The following is a 25,019-nucleotide window of genomic DNA, read 5'->3' on the forward strand; positions in this document are numbered from 1 at the left end:
ACGCCCGACCGGCCGCGCGGAACCCGTCCACCCCCGTTCCCGCGGGCGTCCCGGGCCGTGGGCAGAATGGCCTGATGAACGGGGACGGGGACACCACGACCGCAGGACACGAGCAGAGGCCGCCGCTGACCGCGGCACTGACCGGTGCCGAGCTGCTGCGCTGGTACTGGACGCTCGAGGAACTGACCGGACTGGCCCGGGAGAGGGGCGTCCCCCGCGGCGGCGGGAAGGCGGCGCTGACCGCCAGACTGGCCGCCGCACTGGACGGCGCGCCGCTGCCGGACGCCCCGCCGCCGCGCCCCGCCCGGACGGCCCGGCAGCTCGCCGCGCCGGTCGACGGGGACACCGTGATCCCCGCCGGCCAGCGCTGCAGCCAGGTGCTGCGCGCCTGGTTCACCGCGCAGATCGGCCCGTCCTTCCACTTCGACGCGCACATGCGCGCCTTCGTCGCGGGGAGCGCCGGCCGGACCCTCGCCGACGGAGTCGGCCACTGGTACGCGACCCGGGCCGAGGCGGCCCGACCGCAGGCGGTCGGCGCCCAGTTCGAGTTCAACCGCTTCCTGCGGAGCTGGCACGCCGAGCACCCCGCCGGCACCCGCACCGAAGCGCTGGACGCCTGGCGGGCCCACCGCTCCCGCCCCCGCGACGCCGCCGCGCACTGACCGGGCGTCAGGGGGTCGTCGGGGAGGTCCAGCCGGCCGCGACGTGCCCGAGACGGACCCGCTGGGGGTGGTCGCCGACCGGTGTCGAGGCGACCTTCCGGCCGGTGGCGAAGTCGATCGCGGTGATCCGGTCCGCCCCGCTCTCGGAGATCACGCAGGAGGCGCCGTCCCCGCTGACCGTCGCCCAGTACGGCTTGGACGCAGCCACCAGCGGACCCTCCTTCAGGGTGGCCCGGTCGACGACCGTGGCGTAGTCGTCCATCGTCCCCGCGACGCACAGGTGCGCGCCGTCGGGGCTCATCGCGAGCCCGTGGTGCCGGGAGTCGTTGACCCAGGTGGTGCGGTCCGGATCGGTCGCCGGGTTCCCGGGCAGGTCGGCGACCCGGGTGATCCGGTCGGCGGCGACGTCGTACTCCAGCACGCCGTTGAAGAACGACACCTGGAAGTAGAGCATCGAGCCGTCGGGGCTGAACGCCACCGGGCGGACGGCGTCGGAGAGGTCCTGGCGGCCGATCGCGTCCAGCCGCTGCCGCATGTCGATCACCTTGACCTGGCGGAAGGTCTGCGCGTCCACCACCGTGATCCGCCGGTCGCCCTTCGTCCAGTCGAGCCACGGTGCGTCGAGGGCGGTGGTGACCTCGCCGATCGCCATGTTCCAGATCCGGGTGCCGCCGTCGGTGAACACGTTCTCGTGCGGCTTGTCGCCGGTGGCGAAGGAGCCGAGCTGCCGGCCCGTCCGGATGTCCAGCACGTGCACCGTGTTGGCGGTCGAGGCGGACACCGCCACCCGGGTGCCGTCGGGCGAGACGGCCATGTGGTCGGAGCGGTAACCCGACACCGGGAAGCGCCAGTTGATCCGCCCGGTGGCCAGGTCGATGGAGACCACGTCGGCGAAGCTCGGCCGGGAGACCACCACGGCGGAGCCGTCCGGCGTCGAGTACATGTCGTCGACGAACTGGTCGTGCCCCTCGCCCGGGCCGAGCCGCACCCCGAGGAAGTAGGCGAGCTTCACCGGGTTGAGGTAGATCTCGGCGAGCCGCTGCGCCTTGTCCGGGATCACGTCGATCCGGCCGATCCGGGCGAGTGGGCCGGTGGACCCCACCACGTCCGCCGTGCCGTCCCAGTTGTTGCCGACGAAGAGCACCTCGCGCAGTCCGGCCGTCTGCGCCGACACCGCGGCGGCCGGCAGCGGGGCGGCGCCGGCGCTCGCCGCCCCGGCGGTCAGGGCCAGCGCGGCGCCGGCGGCGAGCAGACCGCGGCCCAGTGCGGTGCGGCCCAGTGCGGTGCGGCGCAGTGTGGTGCGGCGCGCAGCGCGGGCGGGGGAGTGGCGGTCGGGTCGGGGCATCGTCGTTCCTTCCGGGTGGTGGTCCAGGGAGGATCTGAAAACGAGCACATTCAGATTTGCTACCTGAAAGTAACGACGGGTGGGTGTCCCGACAAGACGGCGGGCGCGAGAAAATGAGGGACCGTCGACAACGGGGGGTGCGGTGGCAGGCAGGCTGAGACAGCCGACCGGTCGGTATGCGGGCCGGTCCGCGGAGGACCGGCAGGCCGAGCGCCGCCGACGCTTCCTCGCGGCGGCACTGCAGCTCTTCGGTGACGCGCCGGGCTACCGGTCCACCACGGTCGCCGCGCTCTGTGAGGCCGCTGGGCTGTCGAGCCGTCAGTTCTACGAGGAGTTCCGCACCCTGGAGGACGTGCTGGCTGAGCTGCACCTCCAGGTCAACGACTGGGCCGAACAGGCGGCGCTGGCGGCCCTCGCCCGGGCCGAGGGCCTGCCCGTCGGCGAACGCGCCGCGGCGGTCTTCGGCGCCTACGCGGCGCACGTCACCGGTGACCGGCGCCGGCTGCGGATCACCTTCGTCGAGATCATCGGTGTCAGCCCGCGGCTGGAGCAGCAGCGGCTGGCCCGCCGCTCCCGCTGGGTCGACCTGCTGTGCGCGGAGGCCGCCGCGGCCGTCGCCCGCGGCGAGGCGGTGCCGCGCGACTACCGGGTCGCCGCCGCCGCGTTCATCGGCGGCGTCAACGGCCTGCTGCACGACTGGGCCGAGGGCTGGGTGGACGCCACCCTCGACGAAGTCGTCGCCGAGCTGGTCCGCATCCTGCTGGGCATCCTGGACGCACCGCTTCCGCCGCCCGGGCCGGCCGGCTGATCGCGGCCGGTTGCCGTGGCGGCGGCCGCTGCGGTGCCAGGACGCGTCGGCCCGGCGGCCGGCAGCGCGGTGACCCAAGGCCCGCGCCCTGAGGTCGTCCGGTGAAGGCCCGCACCCGGGTGCCGGATGCAAGCGCCGACCCTTCGTCCCATGGGCCCCTCATCCGGCACGGAACGTGATGAAGAGTGGCATGCAGTTGGTCAATGAGGACATTTCAACCACCCTCGGCTCGCTGTTTGTGATCGACTCGGCCGGGTAGGCGGGCCAGGGTCTTCGTCGGACGGATCCTCGATGCGCGACGGATCGACGGCGGGGATTCCCACCCCCCGTAGGACAGACCATGAAGAACGCCAAGCTTGCCGCAGCCGTCAGCGCGGGCTACCTCCTCGGGCGCTTCCACAAGGCCCGGTGGGCGCTGGGCCTCGCCGGGATGTTTGCCGGCAAACGCCTGACCACCGATCCGGCAGCGCTCATCAGCGGCCTGCTCGAGTCATCGCCCCAGCTCCGGGATCTGGCCGGCAGCGTCCGCGGTGAACTCGCCGACGCCGGCCGAAAGGCGGCGGTCGCCGCGGCCGGCAACCGCGTCGACGCGCTGACCGACTCGCTCCAGCGCCGGACGGAGTCCCTGCGCTCCGCCTCCTCCGACGCCGACGACGAGCCGGACGACGAGGAGCCCGAGGACGAGTACGAGGAGGAGCCCGAGGCGGACGAGGAGCCGCAGCACGACGAGCCGGCCGACGAGGAAGAGGAGCCCCAGCAGGACGAGGAGGAGGCCGAGAAGCCGTCCCGTGCCCGCCGTACGGCCAAGGCGACCGCCGGCCGTGCCACCCGCGGCACCGCGAAGCGCGCGACCTCCGCCGCCCAGTCGACCCGGCCGGCCGCGAAGAAGACCGCCTCCAGGGCGAGCGGCACGGCGAAGAAGACCGCCTCCAGGGCGAGCGGCACGGCGAAGAAGACCGCCTCCAGGGCGAGCGGCACGGCGAAGAAGGCCACCGCGTCGAAGAGCACCGGCTCGAAGAGCGCCGCGTCGACGACGGCCAAGAAGGCCACGGGCACGGCCCGCAAGACGGCGCGCAGCACCACGGCACGGAAGCGAGCGTGATGGCGATGGCCGACACCTCCACGGAGCGCGACGGCGGCGGCATCGGCGCGCTGCTCGACGAACTCCCCACCGACCGCCTCAAGGACCAGGCCCGCGATTTCGCCTCCGCACTGGGCGAACGCGCGATGTCCGCCGCCGGCGAGAAGATCGGCGACGTCACCGGCCGGCTGCTCGACTACGTCGAGCACGGACCCGCCGAGAAGATCGGCGGGGACGGGGGCGGCGTGTCACCCATGAAGATGATGCTCGCGGCCGGCACCTCCGGCGTGAAGCAGCTCGTCTCCAACAAGCTCACCGGAGGCGGCGGGAAGAAGGGCGGCGGGGGCAAGAAGCTCAAACTGACCAATATCGTCGAGGACATCGAGGTCGGCGTCCCCGTCCGCGTCGCCTACAACCAGTGGACGCAGTTCCAGGACTTCCCGAAGTTCACCAAACGGGTGGAGTCGGCCAACCAGGAGTCCGAACAGAAGGTCTCCTGGAAGGCGGGCATCTTCCTCTCCCACCGCACGTGGGAGTCCACCATCGTCGAACAGGTCCCCGACGAGACCATCGTCTGGCGCTCCAAGGGCAACAAGGGCCATGTCGACGGCACCGTCACCTTCCACGAACTCGCGCCCAACCTCACCAAGATCCTCATGGTGCTCGAGTACCACCCGCAGGGCCTCTTCGAGCGCACCGGCAACATCTGGCGCGCCCAGGGCCGCCGCGCCCGCCTGGAGCTCAAGCACTTCCGCCGGCACGTCATGACACACACCATCCTCGACCCGGACGGGATCGAGGGCTGGCGGGGCGAGATCCGCGACAGCAAGGTGGTCAAGTCCCACGAGGACGCCCTCGCCGAGGAGGAGGAAGCCGAAGGCCGCGAGGACGAGGAGCCCGAGGCCTCCGAGGACGCGTACGAGGACGAGGAACCCGAGGACGAGTACGGCGAGGAACCCGAGGACGAGTACGAGCCGGAGGAGCCCTACGACGAGGACGAGGGCGACGAGAGGGACGAGGACGAGGAGGCGTCCGGGGACGAACCCGAGGACGAGTACGAGACCGACGAGGACGCCGGTGACGACTCCGACGGGGACGAGGACTCCTACGAAGACGACGAGGACGAGGACGAGGACGAGGACTCCTACGAAGACGACGCCGAACCGGAGGAGGAAGCCGAACCGGAGGAGGACGAAGAGACGGCGCCGCGTTCCCGCCGCCGGGTCCCCGCAAGGAGCAGGTGAGCAGACGTGTCGACCGTCGCCCACGGAGACCGTCACCGGCGCGGTCGGCAGTCCGCGCGGCAGTGACGACGAGAAGGACAAGCCGGAGGAGCGACGGCGCCGCGCCCGTCCGGCCGCCCGCAGGAAGGAGCAGGAGTGATGTCCGAGCAACGGGCCCCCACCGGCAGCGCCAAACGCACCCTCGCCTCCCGGGCCTGCTACGTCTACGGCATCGTGCCCGCCGGCACCCGGGCGCCCGACGGCCTCCGCGGTGTCACCGGTCCGCCCGCCCGGATCGACGTGGTCGATCGCGGCCGAGTGGCGGCCGTGGTCAGCGAGGTGCCGGTGGACCGGCCGCTCGGCACCGCCGCCGACCTGCGCGCCCACGCCGGAGTGCTGGACACGCTCGCCGCCCGGCACACCGCCGTCCTGCCGATCCGCTTCGGCTCGGTCGTCCGCGACACCCGTGCCGTCGAGGAAGACCTGCTCGCCCCGTACGAGCGGGAGTTCCACGCCGCGTTGCAACGACTCGCGGGGCACACCCAGTTCACCGTGCGCTGCGACTACCGCGAGGAGGAACTCCTGCGCGAGATCCTCGCCGACCGGGCGGACATCTCCGGGCTCCGCGAGGACGTCGCCGAACTCGGCGACGAGGCCGGCCACCACCAGCGCGTCCGGCTCGGCGAACTGATCGCCGACGAGGTCGCTGCCCGCAGGGACGAGGATGCCGGGTTCCTGGCCGACTGCCTCGCCCCGCACGCGACCGCCGTCGCGCCCTCCCGGCCCGGCGCCGCCGAACAGGGCTTCACCACCGCCTTCCTGGTCCGCGACGCCGGGCGCGCCGCGTTCGAGCAGGCCGCCGAGGGGCTGGCCCGCCGCTGGGCCGGACGGCTCCGCATCCGTCTGCTCGGCCCGCTCGCGCCGTACGACTTCGCGACCGGGATCGCGGAAGCGGCCGAAGGGGGCACCTAGCCATGGCACGTGTGTCCGGCCCGGTCACCCTGCCGCCCGCCCCGCTGCGCGGCGTCGTCGGGATCACCGAGCAGCCGTACGCCGAGGCGTGCAGCGGGGTCACCGACCCCGCCATCGTCCGTGCCCGCCCGGTCGCGCTCGTACGGGCCGGGGCGGCCGGCGCGATTGGCGAGGACGAGGCCGCCCGGCAGGAGGACCGGCCGGTGCGACGCCCGTGGCCCGCCGGAGCCGACCGGCACCCGGAGGTGTGAGCCGTGAGCGCCCGCGACCCCCACCCCACCGGCGGCGACCGCCCCGACCGCCCGGTCCGCACCCGCCGCGCACCCCCGCCCGAGCCGGACCGTCCCGTGCGCCGCCGGACGCCCGCCGACCACGACCCGCCGCCGGACGGCGCACCCCGGCGCCGTGCCGTCGACCGCGACGGCAGCGCCGGTGGGGAGCGGAGCACCGACCGGGCGCCGCGCCGCCGGCCGGCGAACGGGAAGCTGACGGCCCGCCGGGCCGCGTCCGTGGCCGCCGCCGACGTCGGCGACCTCACCGGGCGCACACCCGAGGGCATCACCTCGATCGACCGCACCGACGACGGGTGGCGGATCGGCGTGGAGGTGCTCGAATCTCGCCGTGTCCCCGACGCCTCCGACATCCTGGCCGTCTACCTGGTCGCCCTCGACGACGACGGCGACCTCGTCTCCTATCGCCGAGAACGCCGCTACTACCGCGGCAGGCCCGAGGAGGACCAGCCATGACCCAGCCGACCGCCCGGTCGGGCGACCGCTTCCTCGCCGCGCAGCCCCGCGGCACCGGTGTGCAATCCGCCAATCTCGCGGACCTGTTGGAGCGCGTCCTGGACAAGGGCATCGTGATCGCGGGCGACATCCGGGTGAACCTGCTGGACATCGAGCTGCTGACGATCAAGATCCGTCTGCTGATCGCCTCCGTCGACCGGGCCCGGGAGATGGGCATCGACTGGTGGGAGCACGACCCCTCGCTCTCGTCCGGCAAACGCGGCCTCGCCCTCGAGAACCGCCGCCTGCGCGAACGCATCGGCGAACTCGAGGCGGGCCGAACGGGCCGGCGCACCCAGAGTCCGGACGCGGACTACGAGGACGACGAAACGCCGCCCGCCCGGCCTCGCCGTACGAGGAGCACGCCATGACCACCCCCGACCTCACCTGGCTCTACGCGGTGGCCCGCGACGTCGAGGACGGCGCCCTTGACGGCCTCACCGGCGTGGCCGACGAGCCGCTGCGCACCCTCACCGTCACCGGACTCGCCCTGGTCGTGGGCTCGGTGCCGCGCAGCGGATTCGACGAGCGGGCGCTGCAGCGGCGACTGGCGGACCTGCAGTGGCTGGAGGCCGCCGTCCGGGCGCACCACCGGGTGATCGCCGAACTCGCCCGGACCGGAAGGACCCTGCCGCTGCGCTTCGCCACCCTCTACCGCGACGACCGCGGCGCCGCCGCCTTCCTGCGCGGCGCCGGGCCCCGGCTGCGGGCCGCCCTGGAGCGGGTCGCCGACCGTGCCGAGTGGGGCGTCAAGGCCTACCTGGCCGGGGCGGCCCCCGCGCCCGCCGACATCGCCGCCCCCGCCGACCGCCCCGGCACCGCGTACCTGCTGCGTCGCCGCGCCCAACGGGACGCCCTGGCCCAGCGGTTCGACGAGGCCATGGCGGCGGCCCGGGAAATCCATGCGGCGCTCGCCGCCCTCGCGGACCGGGCCGCCGAGCACCCGCTGCAGTCCGCCGAGGCGAGTGGCCGGGCCGAACCGATGCTGCTCAACGGCGCGTACCTGGTCGACCGGGAACGGGTCGCCGACTTCGGCGCCGCCGCCACCGAACTCGGCCGTCGGTTCTCCGGCGTCCGCCTGGAGCTCACCGGGCCGTGGCCGCCGTACTCCTTCGCCGACATCGGACCCGAGGTCCCCGAGACGGTGGACCCTGCCGGGACCGGCACCGCCGAGACCGCCGAAGCCGATGTCGAAGCCGATGTCGAAGCCGAAGCCGGTTTCGGTGCCGATGCCGGTCCCGATGCCGCCACCGGGGCTGCACCGCGCATCAAGCCGCCGGAACCCCGGTCCCCCGAGCAGCCCGCCGCGGCCGAGGGCGGGTGAAACCGCGGTGGTCGGGGCAGGCGAGGTTTCCCGGGCGGTCACGTACCCCGTGGACGACCGCAGGATCGCCCTGGTCGACCTGCTGGACCGGCTGCTCGCCGGCGGTGTGGTCGTCACCGGCGAGATCACCCTCACCATCGCGGACGTCGACCTCGTCCGGATCAGTCTCCGGGCCCTGATCGCCTCGGTCGGCACCCTCGCCGATCCGGACGGGGAGCACGGGCCGTACACCGAGGACCGGACGTACACCGAGGACCGGCCGTACACCGGAGGCGGGCCGTGACCGCGCAGGGCGGCGGCCGGGCGCCGCGCGCTGAGGGTCCGGGTCGCCGGATCGCGCTGGACCCGGAGTCGGTCGGCAAGGACCTCGCGGCGCTCGTCCTGACCGTGGTCGAACTGCTGCGGCAGTTGATGGAGCGTCAGGCGCTGCGCCGGATCGACGCGGGCGACCTCTCGGAGGACCGGATCGAGGAGCTGGGCCGCACGCTGATGGCGCTGGAGGAGCGGATGGACGAGCTCCGCGAGCACTTCGGGCTGTCGCCCGAGGACCTGAACATCGACCTCGGGCCACTGGGCCCGCTGCTCTCCCCGGACTGACCCCGCGGGCCGTCCGTCCGGGCCCCGGCCGCACCGCCGGGCCGCTGTGCCGCAGTCAGTCGGCGCACTCCTTGCAGATCGGCTGCCCCTTGGAGTTCTCGCCGGCGAGCTGGCTGCGGTGCCGCACCATGAAGCAGCTCGCGCAGGTGAACTCGTCCTGCTGCTTGGGCAGGACCTGTACGGTCAGTTCCTCGCCCGACAGGTCCGCTCCCGGCAGTTCGAGCCCCTCGGCCGCGTCGAACTCGTCGACGTCGACCTTGCCGTCGGACCGTTCCGCCCGGTGGGCCTTGAGCTCCTCGATGCTCTCGTCGGAGCTCTCGTCGTCGCCCTTGCGGGGGGCGTCGTAGTCGGTGGCCACGGTGTCGTCCCTTCGTGGACTGATTGACCTCGGGAGAGACCAGCCTGCCTCCGGAGCCGTTCCCGCGCACCCGCTGGGCGGTACGCGGTGCCGCCGGGCGGATCACAGCCGGACGGCGACCAGTGCGATGTCGTCGGTGCCCTGCCCGTTGTCCGCACCGAGGTCGGCGAGCACGGCGTCCACCAGCTCCTCCGGGTCGAGGCGGCGGTGCCGGGCGGCACTCGCGCTGAGCCGTCCGAGCCCCACGTCGATGTCCTCGCCGCGCCGCTCGATCAGGCCGTCGGTGTAGAGCACCAGGGTGGCGCCGGGCCGGTACCCGGCGGCCGCCTCCGAGCGCGGGATCTCGTTCTCCCAGGCCCCGAGCGGCGGATCGGTCGCCCCGTCCAGCACCTGGACCGCCCCGTCCGCGTGGACGAGCACCGGTGGCGGGTGCCCGGCGCTGCTGTAGCGGACGGTGCGGGTGGATCGGTCGACGACGGTCTGCACGGCAGTCGTCGACAGGGCGCCCTCCACGGTCACCGCGTAGCGGGCCAGGGTCTTCAGTGCCTGCGCCGGCTGCCGAGTCGCCCGCAGGGCGGCGTTCAGCGCACTGTGCAGCCGGCCCATGATCCCGGCCGCCTCCAGGCCGTGGCCGACCACGTCGCCGACCGCCACGCCGAGCAGGGACCGGTCCAGGTCGACCAGGTCGTACCAGTCGCCGCACACGTTCAGCGTCCGGGTCGCCGGACGGTAGCGGACCGCGGCGAACGAGCGGTGCGCCGGCGGCACGGCCGGCAGCAGGGAGCGCTGCAGGCTCAGCGCCACCTCGCGCTCGCGGGCGTGCGCCTGCCGCAGCTCCTCGTTGAGGTCGGCGAGCTCCTGCGCCCGGGCCAGCAGGTCCGCCGCCATGTGCGCCTCCCGGGTGAGGGCGGTCAGCACCGTGCCGCCCGCGGAGCTGCGGCCGTCCCTAATGCTGCGGACCAGCGCGGTGACCTCCTCCACCCGGTGCACGATCGCGACCACCTCGCCGTCCGCGTCGAGCACCGGCGTGTTCAGGGTGCTCCAGTAGCGTTCCTCGAACACCCCTGGCCGGTCGGCGCTGTCGACGCCGTACTTCTGCAGCGGCATGCTGTCGCTCTGCCGGGTGGCGAGCACCCGCTCCAGCGAGGCGCGCAGCGCTGCGGCTCCGGTCTCCTCGCCGTGGGCCGGGTCGCCGGGGAAGACCTCGAACAGCAGGCGCCCCACCAGCTCCGTGCGGCTGCGGCCGGACACCCGCAGATAGGCCTCGTTGGCGTCCGCCATCACCAGGCCGGGAGTCAGGACGAGCATGGGGCTGGGCGTCGCCCGGAACGCCGCCCCGTAGTCCACAGCAGGCGCGTCCACACCCCCTCCTCGGTGGTGATCATCGGATGGGTGCCCTCAATCTACGCCCGTCATGTGACTCCCGCCCGGTGCCCCGCCGCGGCTCGAACGGCGTCCGGGAGCGGCGACGGAAGGAGCGGCCCCGGTGGGTCGGCCGTGCCGTCGAAGGCCTCGGCATGCTCGTCCCCGCGCCGTCCAGGTACCCGGCTGTTCTCCTCGGGAGGCCCAACCTGTCGCGACCGCGGACGGGCCCGCGGCGCAGGTGGTGACGAGGGCGCCGCACGCAGGCAGGGCGGCGAGCCGGGCACGTACGGTTCGAGCGGCGTGCCCAGGCCGTCCCCGTGGGAGGTCAGCCGGGGCGGCGGGGTGCCACAAACCGGTCGCCCTGCGGGCCGGGAATCTGGCGGAGCATCAGTGACTCCGGTGGCGCCCCCGCATGCGGAGGGGCGCCACCGGACCGGGGGTGGCTCAGCCGGCGGCTGCCTCACCGGTGTGCCAGGTCGCCCGGACGAGCTCGCGTTCCGCCGCCGTGAGGTGGAGGGCGGCCGCCAGCCACTGCTCGGCGTAGCGGTCGGCGCTCGGATCGCCGAGCCGGCCGAAGACGTCCCGCTGCCGGCGGTCGGCTTCCTCGGCGAGGGCCGTGGACAGCCCGGCCGCCGCGCGGAAGCCGGTGCGCCGCAGCGCCGCCGCGTCAGTCCGGGCGCCTCCGCTGCGCGCCGCCTCCGCGACCGCCCGCCGGCCGCCCGCCACCGCCAGCTCGACCTGCCGGCGGACCCGCCACAGCGGCGAGTCGCCCAGCGGGTCGGGCCCTGCGGACACCGGCCCCGGCATCGCGGCCCCGTCCTCGTCCGGGGCGGGCACGTGCGCGCCCTGGAGCAGGTCGTAGCCGAGGTCGGCCCGGCCCTGCCACTCGGCCGGCAGTCGGAGCGTGCAGGAGGCGCCGGGGACGGGCGCCACCGCCAGCGGTCGGAGGGTGGCGGCCCGGTCCGGTTCGACCCGGGCGAGCACCCGCAGCCGCAGGCCCGGGTGGGCACCCAGCCGGGCGAGGTTGGCGGTGTGCGCCAGGTCGGGGTGGCGGTTGGCGGCGACCAGCCGGACGAGCGGGCCGTGCGGCTCGCCGGTGGCCCGGTCCACCTCGCGGGCGAGCACGCTGTCGGCGGACGCCCCGAGCACCACCAGCTCGCAGCCGACCGGCCGGCGCAGCAGCTCGGTCTGCTCCGGGTCGGCGAGCGGGCCGTCGGCGAGCCGCTCGGCGACGGCCGCCGCCAGCGGACGGGCGAACAGCTCCGCGAGCGGGCCGGAATCCCAGTCCATCCCGGCCACAGGAGTGGCCCGGACGCCGCGGCCCGAGCCGAGCCGGCCGTCCGCGGAGACGGTGGCGCCCGAGATCAGCAGACCGCCGCGGGACAGCTGGGAGTGGTCCATGGCCGCCGCACCGACCGAGACCGGTGCCGTGCCCGCCCCCCGGGCACGGGCCGGCCCGCCCGGCTTGATGTCGGCGATCGACACCCAGCGGCCGTCCTCGGTGACCAGGTGGGTCACCACACCGCCGTACCCGGTGGCGGACAGCACCGGCTCGCGGCAGACGCCGTGCACTCGCAGCGCGCCGCCCGGCTTGTAGGCGCGCCGGGCGGTGCCGAGCACCGCCCGGTCGGTCGGGCCGGAGCGCAGCAGCGCCGTGGTGAGCAGCAGCTCGCGCAGGGCCGCCGCCAGGTCCGCGGTGCGGTGGCTGCTGTAGCGGGCGCGGGCGCTGCGCAGTCCGCGGACCACCCGCAGGGCGGCCGCCTCGGCGCGGTGCAGGTCGGCGAGGCGCGCGGTGTGCGCGGCCCGCAGCAGTTCGGCCAGCCGACGGCCAGCGCGGCGCGGCGGACGGCCTCCGGCTCGCTGCCGGGGGCGCGTACCTCGACGGAACGGTCCCACAGGTCGTCGCCGTCGCGGCCGGTGCCTGCCGCCTCCAGGGCGTCGGCGTAGGCGGTGCCGGGCGGACGGCCGCCGGATGCCGCGGCAGGCTCGGCCGGTGCCCAGCCCTTGTCGGCGAGCGGCAGGTCGCAGCAGAGCACCTCGACGCCGTGCTCGCGGGCCCAGCGCAGGGCGGCGAGCTCGGGCGAGAAGTCCGCGAACGGGTAGAAGCCGAGGTGCCCGCCCTCGTCGGCCCCGGCGAGGGCGACGGGGGCGACGGTGCCCGGGTCGGCGAGGTACGGCAGCCAGCGCTGGAAGTCGGCCGGCAGCTCGACGCAGACCACCTCCGGGTCGGCCTTGTCGAGCAGCGCCGGCACCACCGCGGCGAGCGCCGGGCTGTGGTGCCGGACACCGATCAGGTAGGGCCGGGCGGAGGCGGCGAGCGCCTCCACCGCCTCCCGCGGGTCCGCGGTGCCCCCGGGGGGGCTCCCGGTGGTGTCCTCAGTGGTACGGGAGTCGGTCACCGCAGGTTCTCCCGCAGGTCCCACAGACGGCGCCACATCGCGGAGCCGTCCTCGGCACGGCGGCGCACCGGGCCGTCCCAGTAGCCGAGCAGGCGGCCGTGGTCGGCCGGGTCGTCCTTGCGGACGGCACCGAGGAGGTGGCCCGGGACCAGGTCGAGGACGTCGCCGCCGGGCAGGTACGCACGGGCCAGGCCGAGCGAGGCGGCGACGTGCACGGCCTCGGCGGTGGACATCACGGTGCCGGGGCGCTCCACGTCCCAGCCCTCGGCGGAACGTCCGGTGCGCAGGTCGCGGAAGACGGTGACCAGCACGTCGAGGACGGCGTCGTCGACGCCGAACGCGGCGCCGGCCCGCTGCACGGCGGCGGTGGCCTGGGTGCGGACGAGCTCGGTCTCCGCGCCGGCGTCGGCGATCGGGTGCACCGTCTCGAAGTTGAAGCGGCGCTTGAGCGCGGCGGACATCTCGGAGACGCCGCGGTCGCGCAGGTTGGCGGTGGCGATCACGGTGAAGCCGGGGACGGCGGCGACGGTCGCGTCCGCGGTGCCGGCGAGCTCCGGCACGCTGACCCGGCGGTCGGAGAGGATCGACACCAGGGCGTCCTGCACCTCGGGCAGGCAGCGGGTGACCTCCTCGATCCGGGCCACCCGGCCGGTGCGCATCGCGGTCATCACCGGCGAGGAGACCAGCGCCTGCGGGGTGGGGCCCTGGGCGAGCAGCAGCGCGTAGTTCCAGCCGTAGCGGAAGGCGTCCTCGGTGGTGCCGGCGGTGCCCTGGACGGTCAGCTCGCTGGTGCCGCTGACCGCGGCGGACAGCAGCTCGGAGAGCATCGACTTGGCGGTGCCGGGCTCGCCGACGAGCAGCAGGCCGCGCTCGCCCGCGAGGGTGACCACGCAGCGCTCGACGAGGGCGCGCTCGCCGACGAACTTCGGCGCGACGACCAGCTTCGCGGGCAGCGCACCCTCCTTGCGGCGCTTCGGCGGCAGGGCGAGCGCCTCGCCGTCGCTGCCGCACACGAAGGTGACCACCGCGGCCGGGGTCAGCGCCCAGCCGGGCGGGCGGGGGCCCTCGTCGTACGCGGCGAGGAAGGCGAGCTCCTGGGCGTACCGCTCCTCGGCGGGCAGGATCTGCCGGGCCCGCGGGGCGGCCTGATCGGTCGTCGGCTCGGAGCCGGTCGTGGGGGTCGTCGGGGTCGTCGGAGACACGGTGTCGGTCCTTCGGTCCGGGGAAAGGGTCATGGGTGTGGGCGGGGGTGCGGCGGTCCGCCGCACCCCCGGTGGTGCCGTCGTCCGGTCAGCGGCGGCGGCCGCGGCGGGCCTTGGGCGCCTTCAGTTCGCCGAAGCGCGGCAGGTCGCCGTCGAGCAGGCGCTGCCAGGCCCGGCGGTACAGCTCCGCGGCGGGCTCGGCCGGCAGCAGCACGCCGAGGGCGGTGGAACCGCCGCCGAGCAGCGGGAGCTTCCAGGTCTCCAGCGGCAGGCGCGGGCTGCGCTGCTCGGTCCAGCCGCCGGGCAGGAAGAGCGTCCGGCCGGCGCGGGTGCGGGAGGCCTGGACGACCAGGTCGGTCGCGGCGAGTTCGGCCCGGGCCGCCTTCAGCCGGGCCGGCTTCCAGCCCGTCCAGCGGGCGGTGTTGCGGTCCGTCGGGTCGGGCATGGCCAGCAGCATCAGGTACAGCGCGGCGGCGTCCGCGCCGACGCCGTGCCGTGCGGCGGCCTCCTCGACGAGGTCGGGCACCGAGCGGGACGGGTCCTGCGGCCACCAGGTGCCGTCCGGGCCGCGCTCGCCGGCGGCCGGGTCGCCCGGGTCGCCGAGCAGCGCCTCGAACCCGGGCGCGCGGACGGCCTTCAGCGCCGCCTCCGCCGGGAAGGGCTCGTTGGCGTTCTCCCGCAGCGCGGGCAGATACGGGTCCTCGCCGGCCGCGTCCAGCAGGGCGGTGCGGATGCCCGGCGCGGGCTGGCTGTCGTGCGTCGCCATGACGACCGCGCCGTACCGCTCGTAGCCCTCGCCGACCTCGGTCGGCGCGCCGGCGACCTTGCGGAAGCTCGGCAGGCTGACGTAGCGGCCCAGGTCGAGCATCAGCCCCGGGTGGGAGAGCCGGTCGCGGACGGCGGCCAGCGCGGCGGGCAGCGAGGCTCGCAGCGGGTCGCCGGCAGGCAGCCGGTGGGCCAGCCACCAAGCCATCGCCACCGCGCCGACGAGGGTCGCGGCGGTGAACCCGGAGCCCGACTCGACCGGCACCACCCGGTCCCGCTGGACGTGCCACTCCAGGTCCTTGGTCAGGTCCTGCGAAGCGGCCGGGTCCAGGACGGCGCCCAGCGCCGCGCGGGCCGCCCAGCCGGTGCGCACCGCGCGGACGGCCTCCGCGAGCAGCGCCTCGGGGACGGCCACGCGCCGGCCGACCTTCTCGTTCCACACCGCCGCGGCGGCCTCGACGTCCGGGCCCTGTGTCCAGAGCAGCGCCGGGTCGGCGGGCACCAGCGCGGCGAGGAGCCGGCGCCGGGTGCCGGCGCCCAGCGAGCGCAGCTCGTCCCGGGCGACCGCCGCGTCGGCGACCTTCAGCCCGAGCATCGCCCGGGTCCCGGCGGGCAGGAAGTTGCGCTCCCACTGGTCGACCCGGGGCAGGCCGGCCACCACCAGGGCGGCCATGGTGCCGGTGACACCGGTGAGTTCGGCGAACCGCGCGGCGGCCTCCGGGAACCACGGGGCCGGCTCGCGGTCGGCCGCGTACGCCAGCAGCGCGGCCGCCCGGTCGTCCTCGGCGGCGCCCTTCAGCGGCTCGCAGGAGAGCAGGGTGTACGGCGCCGGCGCCTCGAAGCGGCCGGACGGGTCGTGGAATAGCACGGTCGACTCGGTGTCGCCGTTGGTCGCCACGTCGCCGTCGACGAACAGCAGGAACGCGCCGCCGCCGAGCTGCAGCAGCATGTCGCGGTCGCCGTGCCGGGTCGAGCCGTCGCGGTCGGCCAGGTGGACGGCCCCGACGTGCAGCCTGGCGGTGCGCCAGTTCGCCGTCCCCGCCGGGCCGGTGAGGCCCACGCCGGCCAGTACCTCGAAGAGGCCGAGCAGTGCCGCACGGTCCTCGGGCGCGCTGGTGGCGGAGACCGCGCGCAGCGCGGCCGCCGGGGCCAGCCGGGGCAGCTGCTCCCAGTCCACCCGCACGTACGGCGTGTCGATCCCGTCCAGGTGCACCGTGCCCGGTGCCACGGCCTCGGCCTCGGGGGAGGCGGCCCGGGCCAGGAAGCGCACCTGCTCGGCGGCGTAGCGGCTCTGCTGCGTGTTGTACCAGGAGGACGTCACGCCGATGCCGCCCAGCGCGGCATGCAGCTCCTGGTCGCCGGGGCCGGGGGCCTCCTCGACCGGGGCGGCGCCGCCGGACAGCTCCAGTTCCAGCCGCTCGGCGACGGCGGCGAGCCGCTGCTGCGGGCCGGCCGCGTAGCGCAGCAGACCGGCGATGCCGGCCAGCAGCCGCTCGTCGGTGACCTCCGGGAGCACCGCGCGGATCGCCGCGACGAGCTCCGCCGGACGCTGCGGGTCGTCCTCGGCCGCGGCCTTGAGCAGTGCGGCGGCCGTGCCGTCGTCGAGCCGGCGCAGCGCGGCGGAGCCCTGTGGGTCGCGCGGCTGCAGGTAGTGCCAGTAGCGCAGCGGCGGCAGGATCAGGGTGCCCTCGGCGAACACGCCGGGGACGTCGTCGGTGCGGACGGTGGCGGTGGTGGCGCCGTCCGCGTCGACCAGCCGGACGCCGTAGGTGCCGTCCCGGACGACGGCCTGCGGACGGTCGGCGCCGGGGAACTGCACCAGGCGCAGCGGGCAGCCCCGGCTCGGCGGCAGGGTGATGCCTCGTCCGGCGAGGTCCTCGCCGCGGTGCGAGCCGTCGGGCAGGGTGAGGGTGCGCCAGCCGAGCAGGCCGTCCACCGGCGCCCCGCTCGGAGTGGTGTCGCCGTTCGGTGCGGGCAGCACCCAGCCGCCGCAGGCCTTGCTGTCCGCAGGGGCGTCCCGCAGGGTGTCGGCGAGGAAGGCGGGGCCGGCGGCCCGGCCGACGGTGTCGGTCGCCGGGTCGTACTCGTGCCAGGTCGACGGGGCGTCGCCGCCCGGGTCGGCCCACACCCAGAAGGAGCGGCCGTCGCCGATGATCCGGCGCTCGGCGGGCAGCGCGGTGTCCCCGGCGTGCACGGTGCCCCGGCCGCCGGAGCGGCCGCCGTCGGCGAGCGGCAGGCTGTGGGTGTTCAGCGAGCCCAGCCAGTAGGTGCGGGTGCCGCGGCGGGAGGTGTTCTCCGGCATGGTGAACACCCGGTCCGCGGCTGTGTGCCAGTAGCCGAGGAAGCGGCGGTTGTTGGCCTGCGACTGCCAGTGGACGAGCAGCGACCCGTCCACGTAGTGGAAGCCGGTCTCGGAGGAGTCGCCGGCGGGGATCCGCAGGTCGTGGCGGAGCACGGTGCCCTCGGCGCCGATCACCCGGGCCTGCGAGGGGCCGGCCGCGATCAGGTACGGCCAGGCGTCGGCGACGACGATGTCGTCGACGTCCTTGCGGGCGACGAGCTCCGCGGCGGCCTCGTCCCAGGCCGGCCAGCCCAGCTCGTCGATCACGCCGGCGCGCAGCGAACGGGCGAGCACCGCCGACAGGTCGGTGGAGGCCGCGGCACGGACCTCGTCCTCGGCGAGCACCAGCACCTCGCCGGGCAGCCAGCCCAGCTTCTGGAAGGCGTTCGGCAGGTCGGGCAGGCCGGCGGCGAGCGGCTGCCGGGCGACGCCGGCCATCCACTCGGCGAGCATCGGCCGGCCGCCCGGCGAGCGGGCCAGCAGGCCGAAGGTGCGCCGTCCTTCGACGTCGTTGGAGATCCGGTCGGCGCCGTTGCGGAACGCCTGCCGGAAGCGCGGGTCGGCCTCCAGCGCGGTCAGGTCCCGCTGCTCGTCCTCCTGCGCCCAGACGTCCAGCCGCAGCGAGGTGTGCTCGGTCGGGTCGGCGACCGGCACACCGAGGGCGAGCAGGGTGTCCAGCAGGTTGACGTTGGTCTCGGTGATGCGCACCGCGGTACCGGCCGCCAGGTGCTCGGCGCGCAGGCGCTCCGCAGCCAGCTCGACCAGCGGCAGCAGCGCGGGTATCCGGGCACGGGTGCCCCAGCGGTGGTTGCGCCAGCCGAGGAAGCGCTCGAACCAGCCGGCGGTGCCGTCCGCGGGGCGCTCCTCGCTCGGCGCGGCGTCGTCGTACAGGCCGGCGGCCGCGCCGGACTCGACGAGGACGTCCAGCCACAGGCCCGACAGTTCGGGGTCGTACCCGGTCGGCATCAGGTCGAGCAGCCGGCCGCGGGCGGACGGCGTGCGGCCGAGCGCGACCAGCGCGTCGCGGTGGCGCTTCCACCAGCCGGCGGCGGCACGCAGCGTGGCGGGCAGCGCGAGCAGTTCGTCCAGGTAGGCGGCCTCGGCGGCCTCCGGGTCGGCGCCCGCCGCGCGGGCCAGGCGGCGCAGGTCGGTGGCCATCACGGCGGACGGCTCCAGGCCGCCCGCGGTGCGGCGCACGCACAGCCGGCGGAACCGGTCGAAGGCCTCCGCGGCGGGCACCCGGGCGCTCAGCTCCTTGGCGTACCCGGACAGCACCTTGACGGGCAGTGCGCCGGCCAGCGCGAACTCCAGGAAGACCGCGTCCAGCCGCTGCTCGTCCAGGGCGAGGCCGTGCTGCGCCTCGGCCTTGCGGGCGCGGGCGAACATCTGGGCGGCGAACTGGCTGTTCTCGGCGCCGAGGAAGACCCGGCCGGCCTGCTCGTAGAAGGTCGGCAGGAAGTGCGGCACGGCCTCGGCCAGCCGCTCGGCGAGCTGCTGGTAGGCCTCCAGGGCGGCCTTCGGCCGGGAGGCGGCCTGCTTGGCGATCCGCTCCAGCTCGGGCACGATGCCCAGCGCGTGGTGGCCGTCCTCCGGGTGGTGGGCGAGCACCCACTCGGGGAAGCCCAGGGCCTGGCGCAGGCCGAGGCCGACCTCGGCCGGCTCGGCGTCCGGCTCCAGGCCGAGGAAGCCCACGGCCTGGTCCTCGGCGGCGCCCAGCTCGGCGGGCACCAGCCGCACCACGATCCTGCCGTCCAGGCCGGGGTGACGGTAGGTGCGGGCGGTCAGCGGCACCGCCCGCTCGCCGGCGCCCGCGGTGCCGGGCGGCAGTACGGCCCCGGCCTGCAGCAGCTCGGCGGCCTGCTCCTCGGTCATCGTGCGGCCCGTCCCCGTGTCCTCGTGCGTGCTCATGCGTTCTTCCCCTCCTGGACCGTGCGGCCGGCGTACAGCGCGGCGGCCATCCGCATCCCCTCCGACCAGGCGACCGGCCCGACCTCGGGCAGTGTCAGCGCCCGGCCCTCGGTATCGCGCCAGCACAGCGCACCGGTCTCCGAATCGCCGTCCCAGTACGGCTCGCCGATCCACACCGCCGGTTCGACCGTCCGCTCGCCGTCCCGCACGCGGGTGGTGGCGTAGCCGCCCGAGACCCGGTAGCCGAGCGCGGTGGCGCGGGCGGCCAGGCCGAACCGCGAGGGGAACCTGCCGCCGGCGAAGTCCTTGACCTCGGTGGCCTTCTCCGCCACCTCGGCGGGCTTGCGGAAGGTCGCCCGGTGGATCTGGTCGACGCCCTGGACGACGCCGAGCTCGGCCGCGAACTCCCGCAGGTCCTCCAGGTCCTCCAGCAGCACCGGGTGCGGCAGGGTGACCGTGGCGGGGGAGATGCGGACGGTCTCGCCGTCCAGGTCGACCAGCCGCAGCTCGCCGTCGGCGGTGGCGTCGCGCAGGAAGCCCACCTCGTCCTCGCCGTCGCCGACGACCACCAGGTCGCGCAGCGCGGCCTGCCAGGCCTCGTCCGGCCAAACCCGGGCCAGCAGACCGGTCGGCACCGGCAGCGAGGACACCATCCAGGCGTCCACCTGTTCCCGGCAGGACGCGGCGTGGCGCTCCAGCCAGGTCGCGAACCGGCGCAGCCGGTCCGTCTCCGGGTGCTCCCGCACCGCCTTCGGCAGCGACTTCAGCTGCCTCCCCGCGGAACGGCCGGACGTCGACCGCGCCGTCACCCGGCCCTCCACCAGGGCGACCTCGTACCCGTCGCCCGCCGCCACCCAACCCATTACGGCCCCACCTCGTGCTCTGCCAAGTCGTCGGAAACCCCCGCAGCCGACCGGGGGTCCGGACACCCCGCCCGCGGTGATGTCGGAAACCTAGCGCCACCCGCGGACAACGCGTCCCGCTGGGCGGTGCACGGGCCGCCGGGCGGCGCTCCGGCAGGAGTCGCGAAGGGAGACGGCGGGTCGGGCCGCGGGGTTGCGGACGTCCGGCCGCGGTGCGCGGCGGGCCTGCGCGCGGCCCGCGCCCGAGGGTTCGTCGCTGCACGCACCAGACGGCCGGCGCCGCGCCACGGGCCTCGCGGCCGACCGGCGCGCCGGGCGGCGACTGTGCCGCAGATCACATGGAACGGGCGCTGTCTGACGGTCGGTCACCTGCAGATCGGGGAGACCCTCCTCGCGGACCTGCCGCTCACCGCCCGCCGCGCGGCGGACCCGACCCGCAGCCGTCGCCGCCCGCCGAACTGCTCGGCGCCGCCGTCCGGCGCACCGCGGACGCGGGCCGGTCAGCCGCTCGGGACGCGCTCCGCCGGGCCGGTCGGGCCGGCGGCGGGCTCCTCGGCGGGGTCGGCGGGACGGCTCAGCTCGGCGAGCTCGCGCCGCAGTTCCCGCACCTCGGCGGTGAGGTCCTGGATCGCCCGGTGGTTGAGGTGGTCCAGCCGGTCCTCGGCCTCGAACCGGGCCACGAACCAGGCCGCGATGTTGGCCGTCACCACACCGAGCAGCGCGATCCCCGACAGCATCAGCGCCACCGCCAGCAGCCGCCCGATGCCGGTGGTCGGCGTCAGATCCCCGTAGCCCACCGTCGTCATCGTGGTGAAGGACCACCAGAGGGCGTCGCCGAGGGTGCGGATCGACGCGTTCGGCGAACTCCGCTCGATCTCCAGGATCGCCAGCGAACCGAACACCAGCAGCCCCAGCACCACACCGGCCACATAGGTCGTCAGCCGCACCTGCGAGGCCATCCGCACCCGCTGGCCCGCCAGCAGCAGCGTCGACACCAGCCGCAGCAGCCGCAGCGGCTGCACCAGCGGCAGCAGCACCGACGCCAGGTCCAGCGGGCTGCGCCGGACGAACTCCCAGCGCCGCTCCGCCAGCACCAGCCGCGTCGCGTAGTCCAGCGCGAAGACCGCCCACACCGCCCACTCGGCCCAGGCCGCCCCGTGCAGCACCCACCCGGGCGCCTGCGGCGCGAGCACCGGCGCCGCATAGGCGACGGCGAACAGTACGGACAGCACGATGAGCGGGAACTGCGTGTGCCGCTCCCAGCGCTCGCGTCGGGTCGTCATGGCCGGTCTTCCTCCACGGGCACGAGCTGCGGGGCCCGGGCCGGACCGCCGCGCCGCCCCGCGACACCGCACGGCGCACCCCTCGGACGCCGGCGGCCGCCACCGTGCAGGACGAACACCCTGGTCAACAGCCCCACGGGCATCCTCCCACGGCAGCACCCCGCCGATCGCCGCGATCGTCAGGGCCGAGCGGTCCCCGACTCCTGCACCCGCCCCTGCAGCGCCCGGGACAGCTCCGCCACGCACGCCGCCAGCTGCCCCGTCGTCAGCTGCGCAGGATCGCCGCCGCACCCGCCGCCGGGCGCAGGAGCCTGCGCGGTGGGCACCGGTGCGGACGGCGCGGGCGCCGTCGCCGAGGGGGCCGGGGTGGCGGGAGCCTGCGTCGGCTGCCCGCCGGGCGCGGTGATGCTGCCGCTCAACGACACCAGGTTGGGCTTCACCGTGGCGTCGCCCGACAGGTCGATGTAGTCCTGGGTCTGCCCGTTGAAGTCCACGAACCCGCGCCACATGTCCCGGCCGAACGGGATGATCTCCTGCAGCGCGCCGCCCCGGCCGGCGCTGATGGTGATCGCGGTCTGCTGCGCCATGTACGACACCATCCGGCTGGCCAGCACGTCCAGGTTCACCGACGGGCTGTCGTCGGCGCGCACGTACACATGCAGGTCGTTGAGGCCGCCGCCGGTGCGGTCCGCCCGTACCACCGCGAAGGCCACCACCAGTTGCGAGGAGCTCTCCCGCGGGACCAGCGGTGTCACGTAGTACAGATGGCCGTCCGCCTTCGAGCGCAGCAGGAACTCACCCGGGTTGTCGGCGTTGGTCGAGGCCGAGGTGTGGGAGTAGCCGAAGCCGCGGTCGTCCTTGGCGCCGCGCCCGCCCAGCCACTGCACCTCGTGGATCTGCGCCCGCACCACCGAGCCCGGGTACACCGCCCCCGGCAGCTCGCCCGGCGCGACCTCCTCGCGGTACGTCATGTCCGGCCTGCCGTCCGTCGAGCCGCGCAGCACCAGCACCCCCGCCGGCTCCAATACGGTGCGCTGCTTCCAGCCGATCTGCCGGGCCACCGAGATGACCACCACCGGCTGCGCCGTCCGCGGGTCGGCGCCGTCGCAGTAGCCCCAGATGTCCTGCTCGCTGTAGGTCAGGTCCGGGAACCGCTCGGCGAGCAGGTTGCGCAGGCTGGTGGCACCCGTCCCGGAGAACGCCCGGCCGAAGGTGTGGCCGCCGCGGAACGCGCAGGTGGCGACGGTGTTCGAGCGGCCGTCCCAGACCGCGACGCCCTCCATCGGCTGCTCGCCGGAGCCGTCCAGCAGGGCCGTCCACACCCCGCCGCCCTGCGCGGCGTCCGGCAGGTAGTGCAGGCTGTGGCCCATCAGGTGAACGCCGGAGGTCAGGCCGGCGCTGTCGGTGAGCGCCTTGGTCGCCGCCGCGTAGGAGGCGGTGCGCGCCTCGAAGTCGAAGTCGGGCATCGGCTCGGTCTTCACGCAGGCCGGCACGTCGGCGGTGCCGACCAGGTCGCAGCGGCCGCCGTCGCCCTTGCGGGTGTGCTCGGTGACCGCCAGCACCGAGCGCGGGGTCGCCGCGCCGCCCGCCGGGACGTCCAGCACCGTGGCCCGGGCGTAGTACCGGCCGGCGTCCTTGTCGTCGTCCCACATCCCCGTCCCGGCCCGTACCAGCGAGCCGACCGCCGCCAGCACCGTGACCGCCAGGACCAGCCGCACCGGCCATCCGCGGAAACCGGCCCCCGACTCGTCCGCGACGAAGGCGACGCCCCACACCGTGCCGAGCAGCCCCACCGCCACCCACAGCCAGAACAGCGGGGCCGCGTCCAGCAGCCCGCCGTGCGGGAACAACTCCTGTTCGACCAGCAACACATAGCTCTGGTCCTGCTGGCCGAACCCGCCGAACAGGACGTGCTTCACCACCCACACCAGCACGGCCACCAGCGGCATCCACAGCCACCAGACGGCCAGCGCGAGCACCCCGCGCCGCACCACGCCCTTGCGGGTCATGCCGTCCCCCGTTCCTCCCCGTCGCCCGCCCCCGGTGCACGGGCCCCCGCAGCCTCCCTTCCCACCGCGCCCGCGGGGCAAGCCCGTCCACGGAACGGACCCCCGCGCCGCCCGCCCGGCACGGTTGGTACGCTCGCGGTGAGCCGTGACTGGCGCGCAGGGATGGATTCGACCATCGGGGAGCGGCTCCGTGTCTCACGCTGTCGCCGTGCGCCTGGGCCGTCCGAGTCGTCACGAGGAGACAGCCTTGGCCACGCCCGGCTACCCGTCCGCCCCCCACACCGCCGTCGACCCCACCGCGGGCACCGCCTTCCGCAGCGCCGTCGACGCCGTCCGCGCCGTCGAGCCCCGGGTCGCCGACGCCATTGGCGCCGAGATCCAGGACCAGCGCGCCTCCCTCAAGCTCATCGCCAGCGAGAACTACGCCTCCCCGGCGGTGCTGCTCGCCATGGGCAACTGGTTCAGCGACAAGTACGCCGAGGGCACCGTCGGCCGCCGCTTCTACGCCGGCTGCCGCAACGTGGACACCGTCGAGGCGCTCGCCGCCGAGCACGCCCGCGAGCTCTTCGGCGCCGAACACGCCTACGTCCAGCCGCACTCCGGCATCGACGCCAACCTGGTCGCGTTCTGGGCCGTGCTCTCCCAGCGGGTCGAGAGCCCCGCACTGCACCGCGCCGGCGTCCGCCAGGTCAACGACCTCACCGACGAGGACTGGGCCGAACTCCGCCGCGAACTCGGCAACCAGCGCCTGCTCGGCATGTCCCTCGACTCCGGCGGCCACCTCACCCACGGCTTCCGCCCCAACATCTCCGGCAAGATGTTCGACCAGCGCAGCTACGGCACCGACCCGGCCACCGGCCTCGTCGACTACGACGCCCTGCGCGCCACCGCCCGCGAGTTCCGCCCGCTCATCCTGGTCGCCGGCTACTCCGCCTACCCGCGGCTGGTCAACTTCCGCCTGATGCGCGAGATCGCCGACGAGGTCGGCGCCACCCTGATGGTCGACATGGCGCACTTCGCCGGCCTGGTCGCGGGCAAGGTCCTCACCGGCGACTTCGACCCGGTGCAGCACGCCCAGATCGTCACCACCACCACCCACAAGTCGCTCCGCGGCCCGCGCGGCGGCATGGTGCTGTGCACCTCCGAACTGGCCGAACACGTGGACCGCGGCTGCCCGATGGTCCTCGGCGGCCCGCTCTCGCACGTGATGGCCGCCAAGGCCGTCGCCCTCGCCGAGGCCCGCCGCCCCGAGTTCCGCGCCTACGCACAGCAGGTCGTCGACAACGCCCGGGCCCTCGCCGAAGGCCTGCTGCGCCGAGGCGCCACCCTGGTCTCCGGCGGCACCGACAACCACCTGGTGCTGATCGACGTCTCCGGCTACGGCCTGACCGGCCGCCAGGCCGAGGCCGCCCTGCTGGACGCCGGCGTCGTCACCAACCGCAACTCGGTGCCCAACGACCCGAACGGCGCCTGGTACACCTCCGGCGTGCGGATCGGCACCCCCGCGCTCACCACCCGCGGCCTCGGCACCGCCGAGATGGACGAGATCGCCGACCTCATCGACACCGCCCTGCGCGGCACCGCCCCGGCCACCACCACCGCCGGCACGCCCTCCAAGGCCCAGTACGTGCTGGACGCCCAGGTCCGGGACGCCGTCGCCAAGCGCGCCGCCGACCTGCTCGCCGGCTTCCCGCTCTACCCGGGCCTCGACCTGGTCTGACACCCCGTG

General features: G+C 75.2%; 21 protein-coding genes, 1 pseudogene and 1 riboswitch. Of the genes and pseudogenes, 12 read left to right on the forward strand and 10 right to left on the reverse strand.

What is annotated here, in order from left to right; all coding sequences use genetic code 11:
* Positions 1 to 74 precede the first annotated feature (74 nt).
* Positions 75 to 662, forward strand: coding sequence for an SAP domain-containing protein (locus KSNIM_RS32880; protein ID WP_263106794.1), 588 nt, complete (start codon positions 75 to 77; stop codon positions 660 to 662).
* A gap of 7 nt (positions 663 to 669) precedes the next feature.
* Here the strand turns inward: KSNIM_RS32880 and KSNIM_RS32885 are convergent, their stop codons facing one another.
* The gene (locus KSNIM_RS32885; protein ID WP_263106795.1) at positions 670 to 2,007 is read right to left on the reverse strand and encodes a YncE family protein; all 1,338 of its coding nucleotides are present in this window, start codon (positions 2,005 to 2,007) and stop codon (positions 670 to 672) included.
* Between the two features lie 142 nt (positions 2,008 to 2,149).
* Between KSNIM_RS32885 and KSNIM_RS32890 the strand changes: the two genes are divergently transcribed.
* The 10 genes from KSNIM_RS32890 (at position 2,150) to KSNIM_RS32935 (ending at position 8,797) form a co-directional block, all read left to right on the forward strand.
* Positions 2,150 to 2,815 carry a TetR/AcrR family transcriptional regulator gene (locus KSNIM_RS32890; protein WP_263106796.1) on the forward strand — a complete coding sequence of 222 codons (666 nt, stop codon included), beginning with the start codon at positions 2,150 to 2,152 and terminating at the stop codon, positions 2,813 to 2,815.
* 340 nt (positions 2,816 to 3,155) lie between these two features.
* Positions 3,156 to 3,917 (forward strand): histone protein, encoded by a 762-nt coding sequence (locus tag KSNIM_RS32895; RefSeq protein ID WP_263106797.1) that lies wholly within the window; start codon positions 3,156 to 3,158, stop codon positions 3,915 to 3,917.
* A gap of 5 nt (positions 3,918 to 3,922) precedes the next feature.
* The gene (locus KSNIM_RS32900) at positions 3,923 to 5,140 is read left to right on the forward strand and encodes an SRPBCC family protein (protein WP_263106798.1); all 1,218 of its coding nucleotides are present in this window, start codon (positions 3,923 to 3,925) and stop codon (positions 5,138 to 5,140) included.
* A gap of 138 nt (positions 5,141 to 5,278) precedes the next feature.
* On the forward strand, positions 5,279 to 6,091 hold the full coding sequence (locus KSNIM_RS32905; protein WP_263106799.1) for a GvpL/GvpF family gas vesicle protein: 813 nt from the start codon (positions 5,279 to 5,281) through the stop codon (positions 6,089 to 6,091).
* 2 nt (positions 6,092 to 6,093) lie between these two features.
* Positions 6,094 to 6,342, forward strand: a complete 249-nt coding sequence (locus tag KSNIM_RS32910) for a gas vesicle protein GvpG (RefSeq protein WP_263106800.1) — start codon at positions 6,094 to 6,096, stop codon at positions 6,340 to 6,342.
* A 3-nt stretch (positions 6,343 to 6,345) separates the two neighbouring features.
* Positions 6,346 to 6,837: a gas vesicle protein gene (gene gvpO, locus KSNIM_RS32915; RefSeq protein WP_263106801.1), complete on the forward strand. Its 492-nt coding sequence runs from the start codon at positions 6,346 to 6,348 to the stop codon at positions 6,835 to 6,837.
* Positions 6,834 to 7,247, forward strand: coding sequence for a gas vesicle protein (locus KSNIM_RS32920; protein ID WP_263106802.1), 414 nt, complete (start codon positions 6,834 to 6,836; stop codon positions 7,245 to 7,247). The genes gvpO and KSNIM_RS32920 overlap by 4 nt, the downstream gene beginning before the upstream one ends.
* Positions 7,244 to 8,200, forward strand: a complete 957-nt coding sequence (locus KSNIM_RS32925) for a GvpL/GvpF family gas vesicle protein (RefSeq protein ID WP_263106803.1) — start codon at positions 7,244 to 7,246, stop codon at positions 8,198 to 8,200. The genes KSNIM_RS32920 and KSNIM_RS32925 overlap by 4 nt, the downstream gene beginning before the upstream one ends.
* A 7-nt stretch (positions 8,201 to 8,207) precedes the next feature.
* Positions 8,208 to 8,483, forward strand: a complete 276-nt coding sequence (locus KSNIM_RS32930) for a gas vesicle protein (RefSeq protein WP_317634084.1) — start codon at positions 8,208 to 8,210, stop codon at positions 8,481 to 8,483.
* On the forward strand, positions 8,480 to 8,797 hold the full coding sequence (locus KSNIM_RS32935) for a gas vesicle protein K (protein WP_263106805.1): 318 nt from the start codon (positions 8,480 to 8,482) through the stop codon (positions 8,795 to 8,797). The genes KSNIM_RS32930 and KSNIM_RS32935 overlap by 4 nt, the downstream gene beginning before the upstream one ends.
* Before the next feature lie 55 nt (positions 8,798 to 8,852).
* Here KSNIM_RS32935 and KSNIM_RS32940 read toward each other — a convergent pair whose 3' ends face one another.
* From KSNIM_RS32940 to KSNIM_RS32975, 9 genes and pseudogenes are all read right to left on the reverse strand, one after another.
* Positions 8,853 to 9,155, reverse strand: coding sequence for a DUF4193 domain-containing protein (locus KSNIM_RS32940; protein WP_263106806.1), 303 nt, complete (start codon positions 9,153 to 9,155; stop codon positions 8,853 to 8,855).
* 102 nt (positions 9,156 to 9,257) lie between these two features.
* A complete protein-coding gene (locus tag KSNIM_RS32945) occupies positions 9,258 to 10,517 on the reverse strand; it encodes a PP2C family protein-serine/threonine phosphatase (RefSeq protein WP_263106807.1) in 1,260 nt (419 codons plus the stop codon).
* 447 nt (positions 10,518 to 10,964) lie between these two features.
* Positions 10,965 to 12,416, reverse strand: a complete 1,452-nt coding sequence (locus KSNIM_RS32950; protein WP_317634085.1) for a hypothetical protein — start codon at positions 12,414 to 12,416, stop codon at positions 10,965 to 10,967.
* Positions 12,338 to 12,919 (reverse strand): annotated as a pseudogene (locus KSNIM_RS39205) (DUF5682 family protein); the annotation flags it as partial. The pseudogene KSNIM_RS39205 and the gene KSNIM_RS32950, both read right to left, overlap by 79 nt.
* Positions 12,916 to 14,154: an ATP-binding protein gene (locus tag KSNIM_RS32955; RefSeq protein ID WP_263106808.1), complete on the reverse strand. Its 1,239-nt coding sequence runs from the start codon at positions 14,152 to 14,154 to the stop codon at positions 12,916 to 12,918. The gene KSNIM_RS32955 and the pseudogene KSNIM_RS39205, both read right to left, overlap by 4 nt.
* A gap of 55 nt (positions 14,155 to 14,209) precedes the next feature.
* Positions 14,210 to 19,135 carry a DNA-binding protein gene (locus KSNIM_RS32960; RefSeq protein WP_263106809.1) on the reverse strand — a complete coding sequence of 1,642 codons (4,926 nt, stop codon included), beginning with the start codon at positions 19,133 to 19,135 and terminating at the stop codon, positions 14,210 to 14,212.
* On the reverse strand, positions 19,132 to 19,998 hold the full coding sequence (locus tag KSNIM_RS32965; RefSeq protein WP_263106810.1) for a DUF4132 domain-containing protein: 867 nt from the start codon (positions 19,996 to 19,998) through the stop codon (positions 19,132 to 19,134). Before KSNIM_RS32965 ends, KSNIM_RS32960 begins: the two co-directional genes overlap by 4 nt.
* Positions 19,999 to 20,498: 500 nt before the next feature.
* The gene (locus KSNIM_RS32970) at positions 20,499 to 21,281 is read right to left on the reverse strand and encodes a potassium channel family protein (protein ID WP_263106811.1); all 783 of its coding nucleotides are present in this window, start codon (positions 21,279 to 21,281) and stop codon (positions 20,499 to 20,501) included.
* Between the two features lie 179 nt (positions 21,282 to 21,460).
* The gene (locus tag KSNIM_RS32975; RefSeq protein ID WP_263106812.1) at positions 21,461 to 23,290 is read right to left on the reverse strand and encodes a hypothetical protein; all 1,830 of its coding nucleotides are present in this window, start codon (positions 23,288 to 23,290) and stop codon (positions 21,461 to 21,463) included.
* A 135-nt stretch (positions 23,291 to 23,425) separates the two neighbouring features.
* Positions 23,426 to 23,517, forward strand: a riboswitch (ZMP/ZTP riboswitch).
* 20 nt (positions 23,518 to 23,537) lie between these two features.
* Here KSNIM_RS32975 and KSNIM_RS32980 point away from each other — a divergent pair.
* Positions 23,538 to 25,010, forward strand: coding sequence for a glycine hydroxymethyltransferase (locus KSNIM_RS32980; RefSeq protein WP_263106813.1), 1,473 nt, complete (start codon positions 23,538 to 23,540; stop codon positions 25,008 to 25,010).
* Positions 25,011 to 25,019 lie beyond the last annotated feature (9 nt).

Source organism: Kitasatospora sp. DSM 101779 (assembly GCF_025655475.1).
GTDB lineage: Bacteria > Actinomycetota > Actinomycetes > Streptomycetales > Streptomycetaceae > Kitasatospora.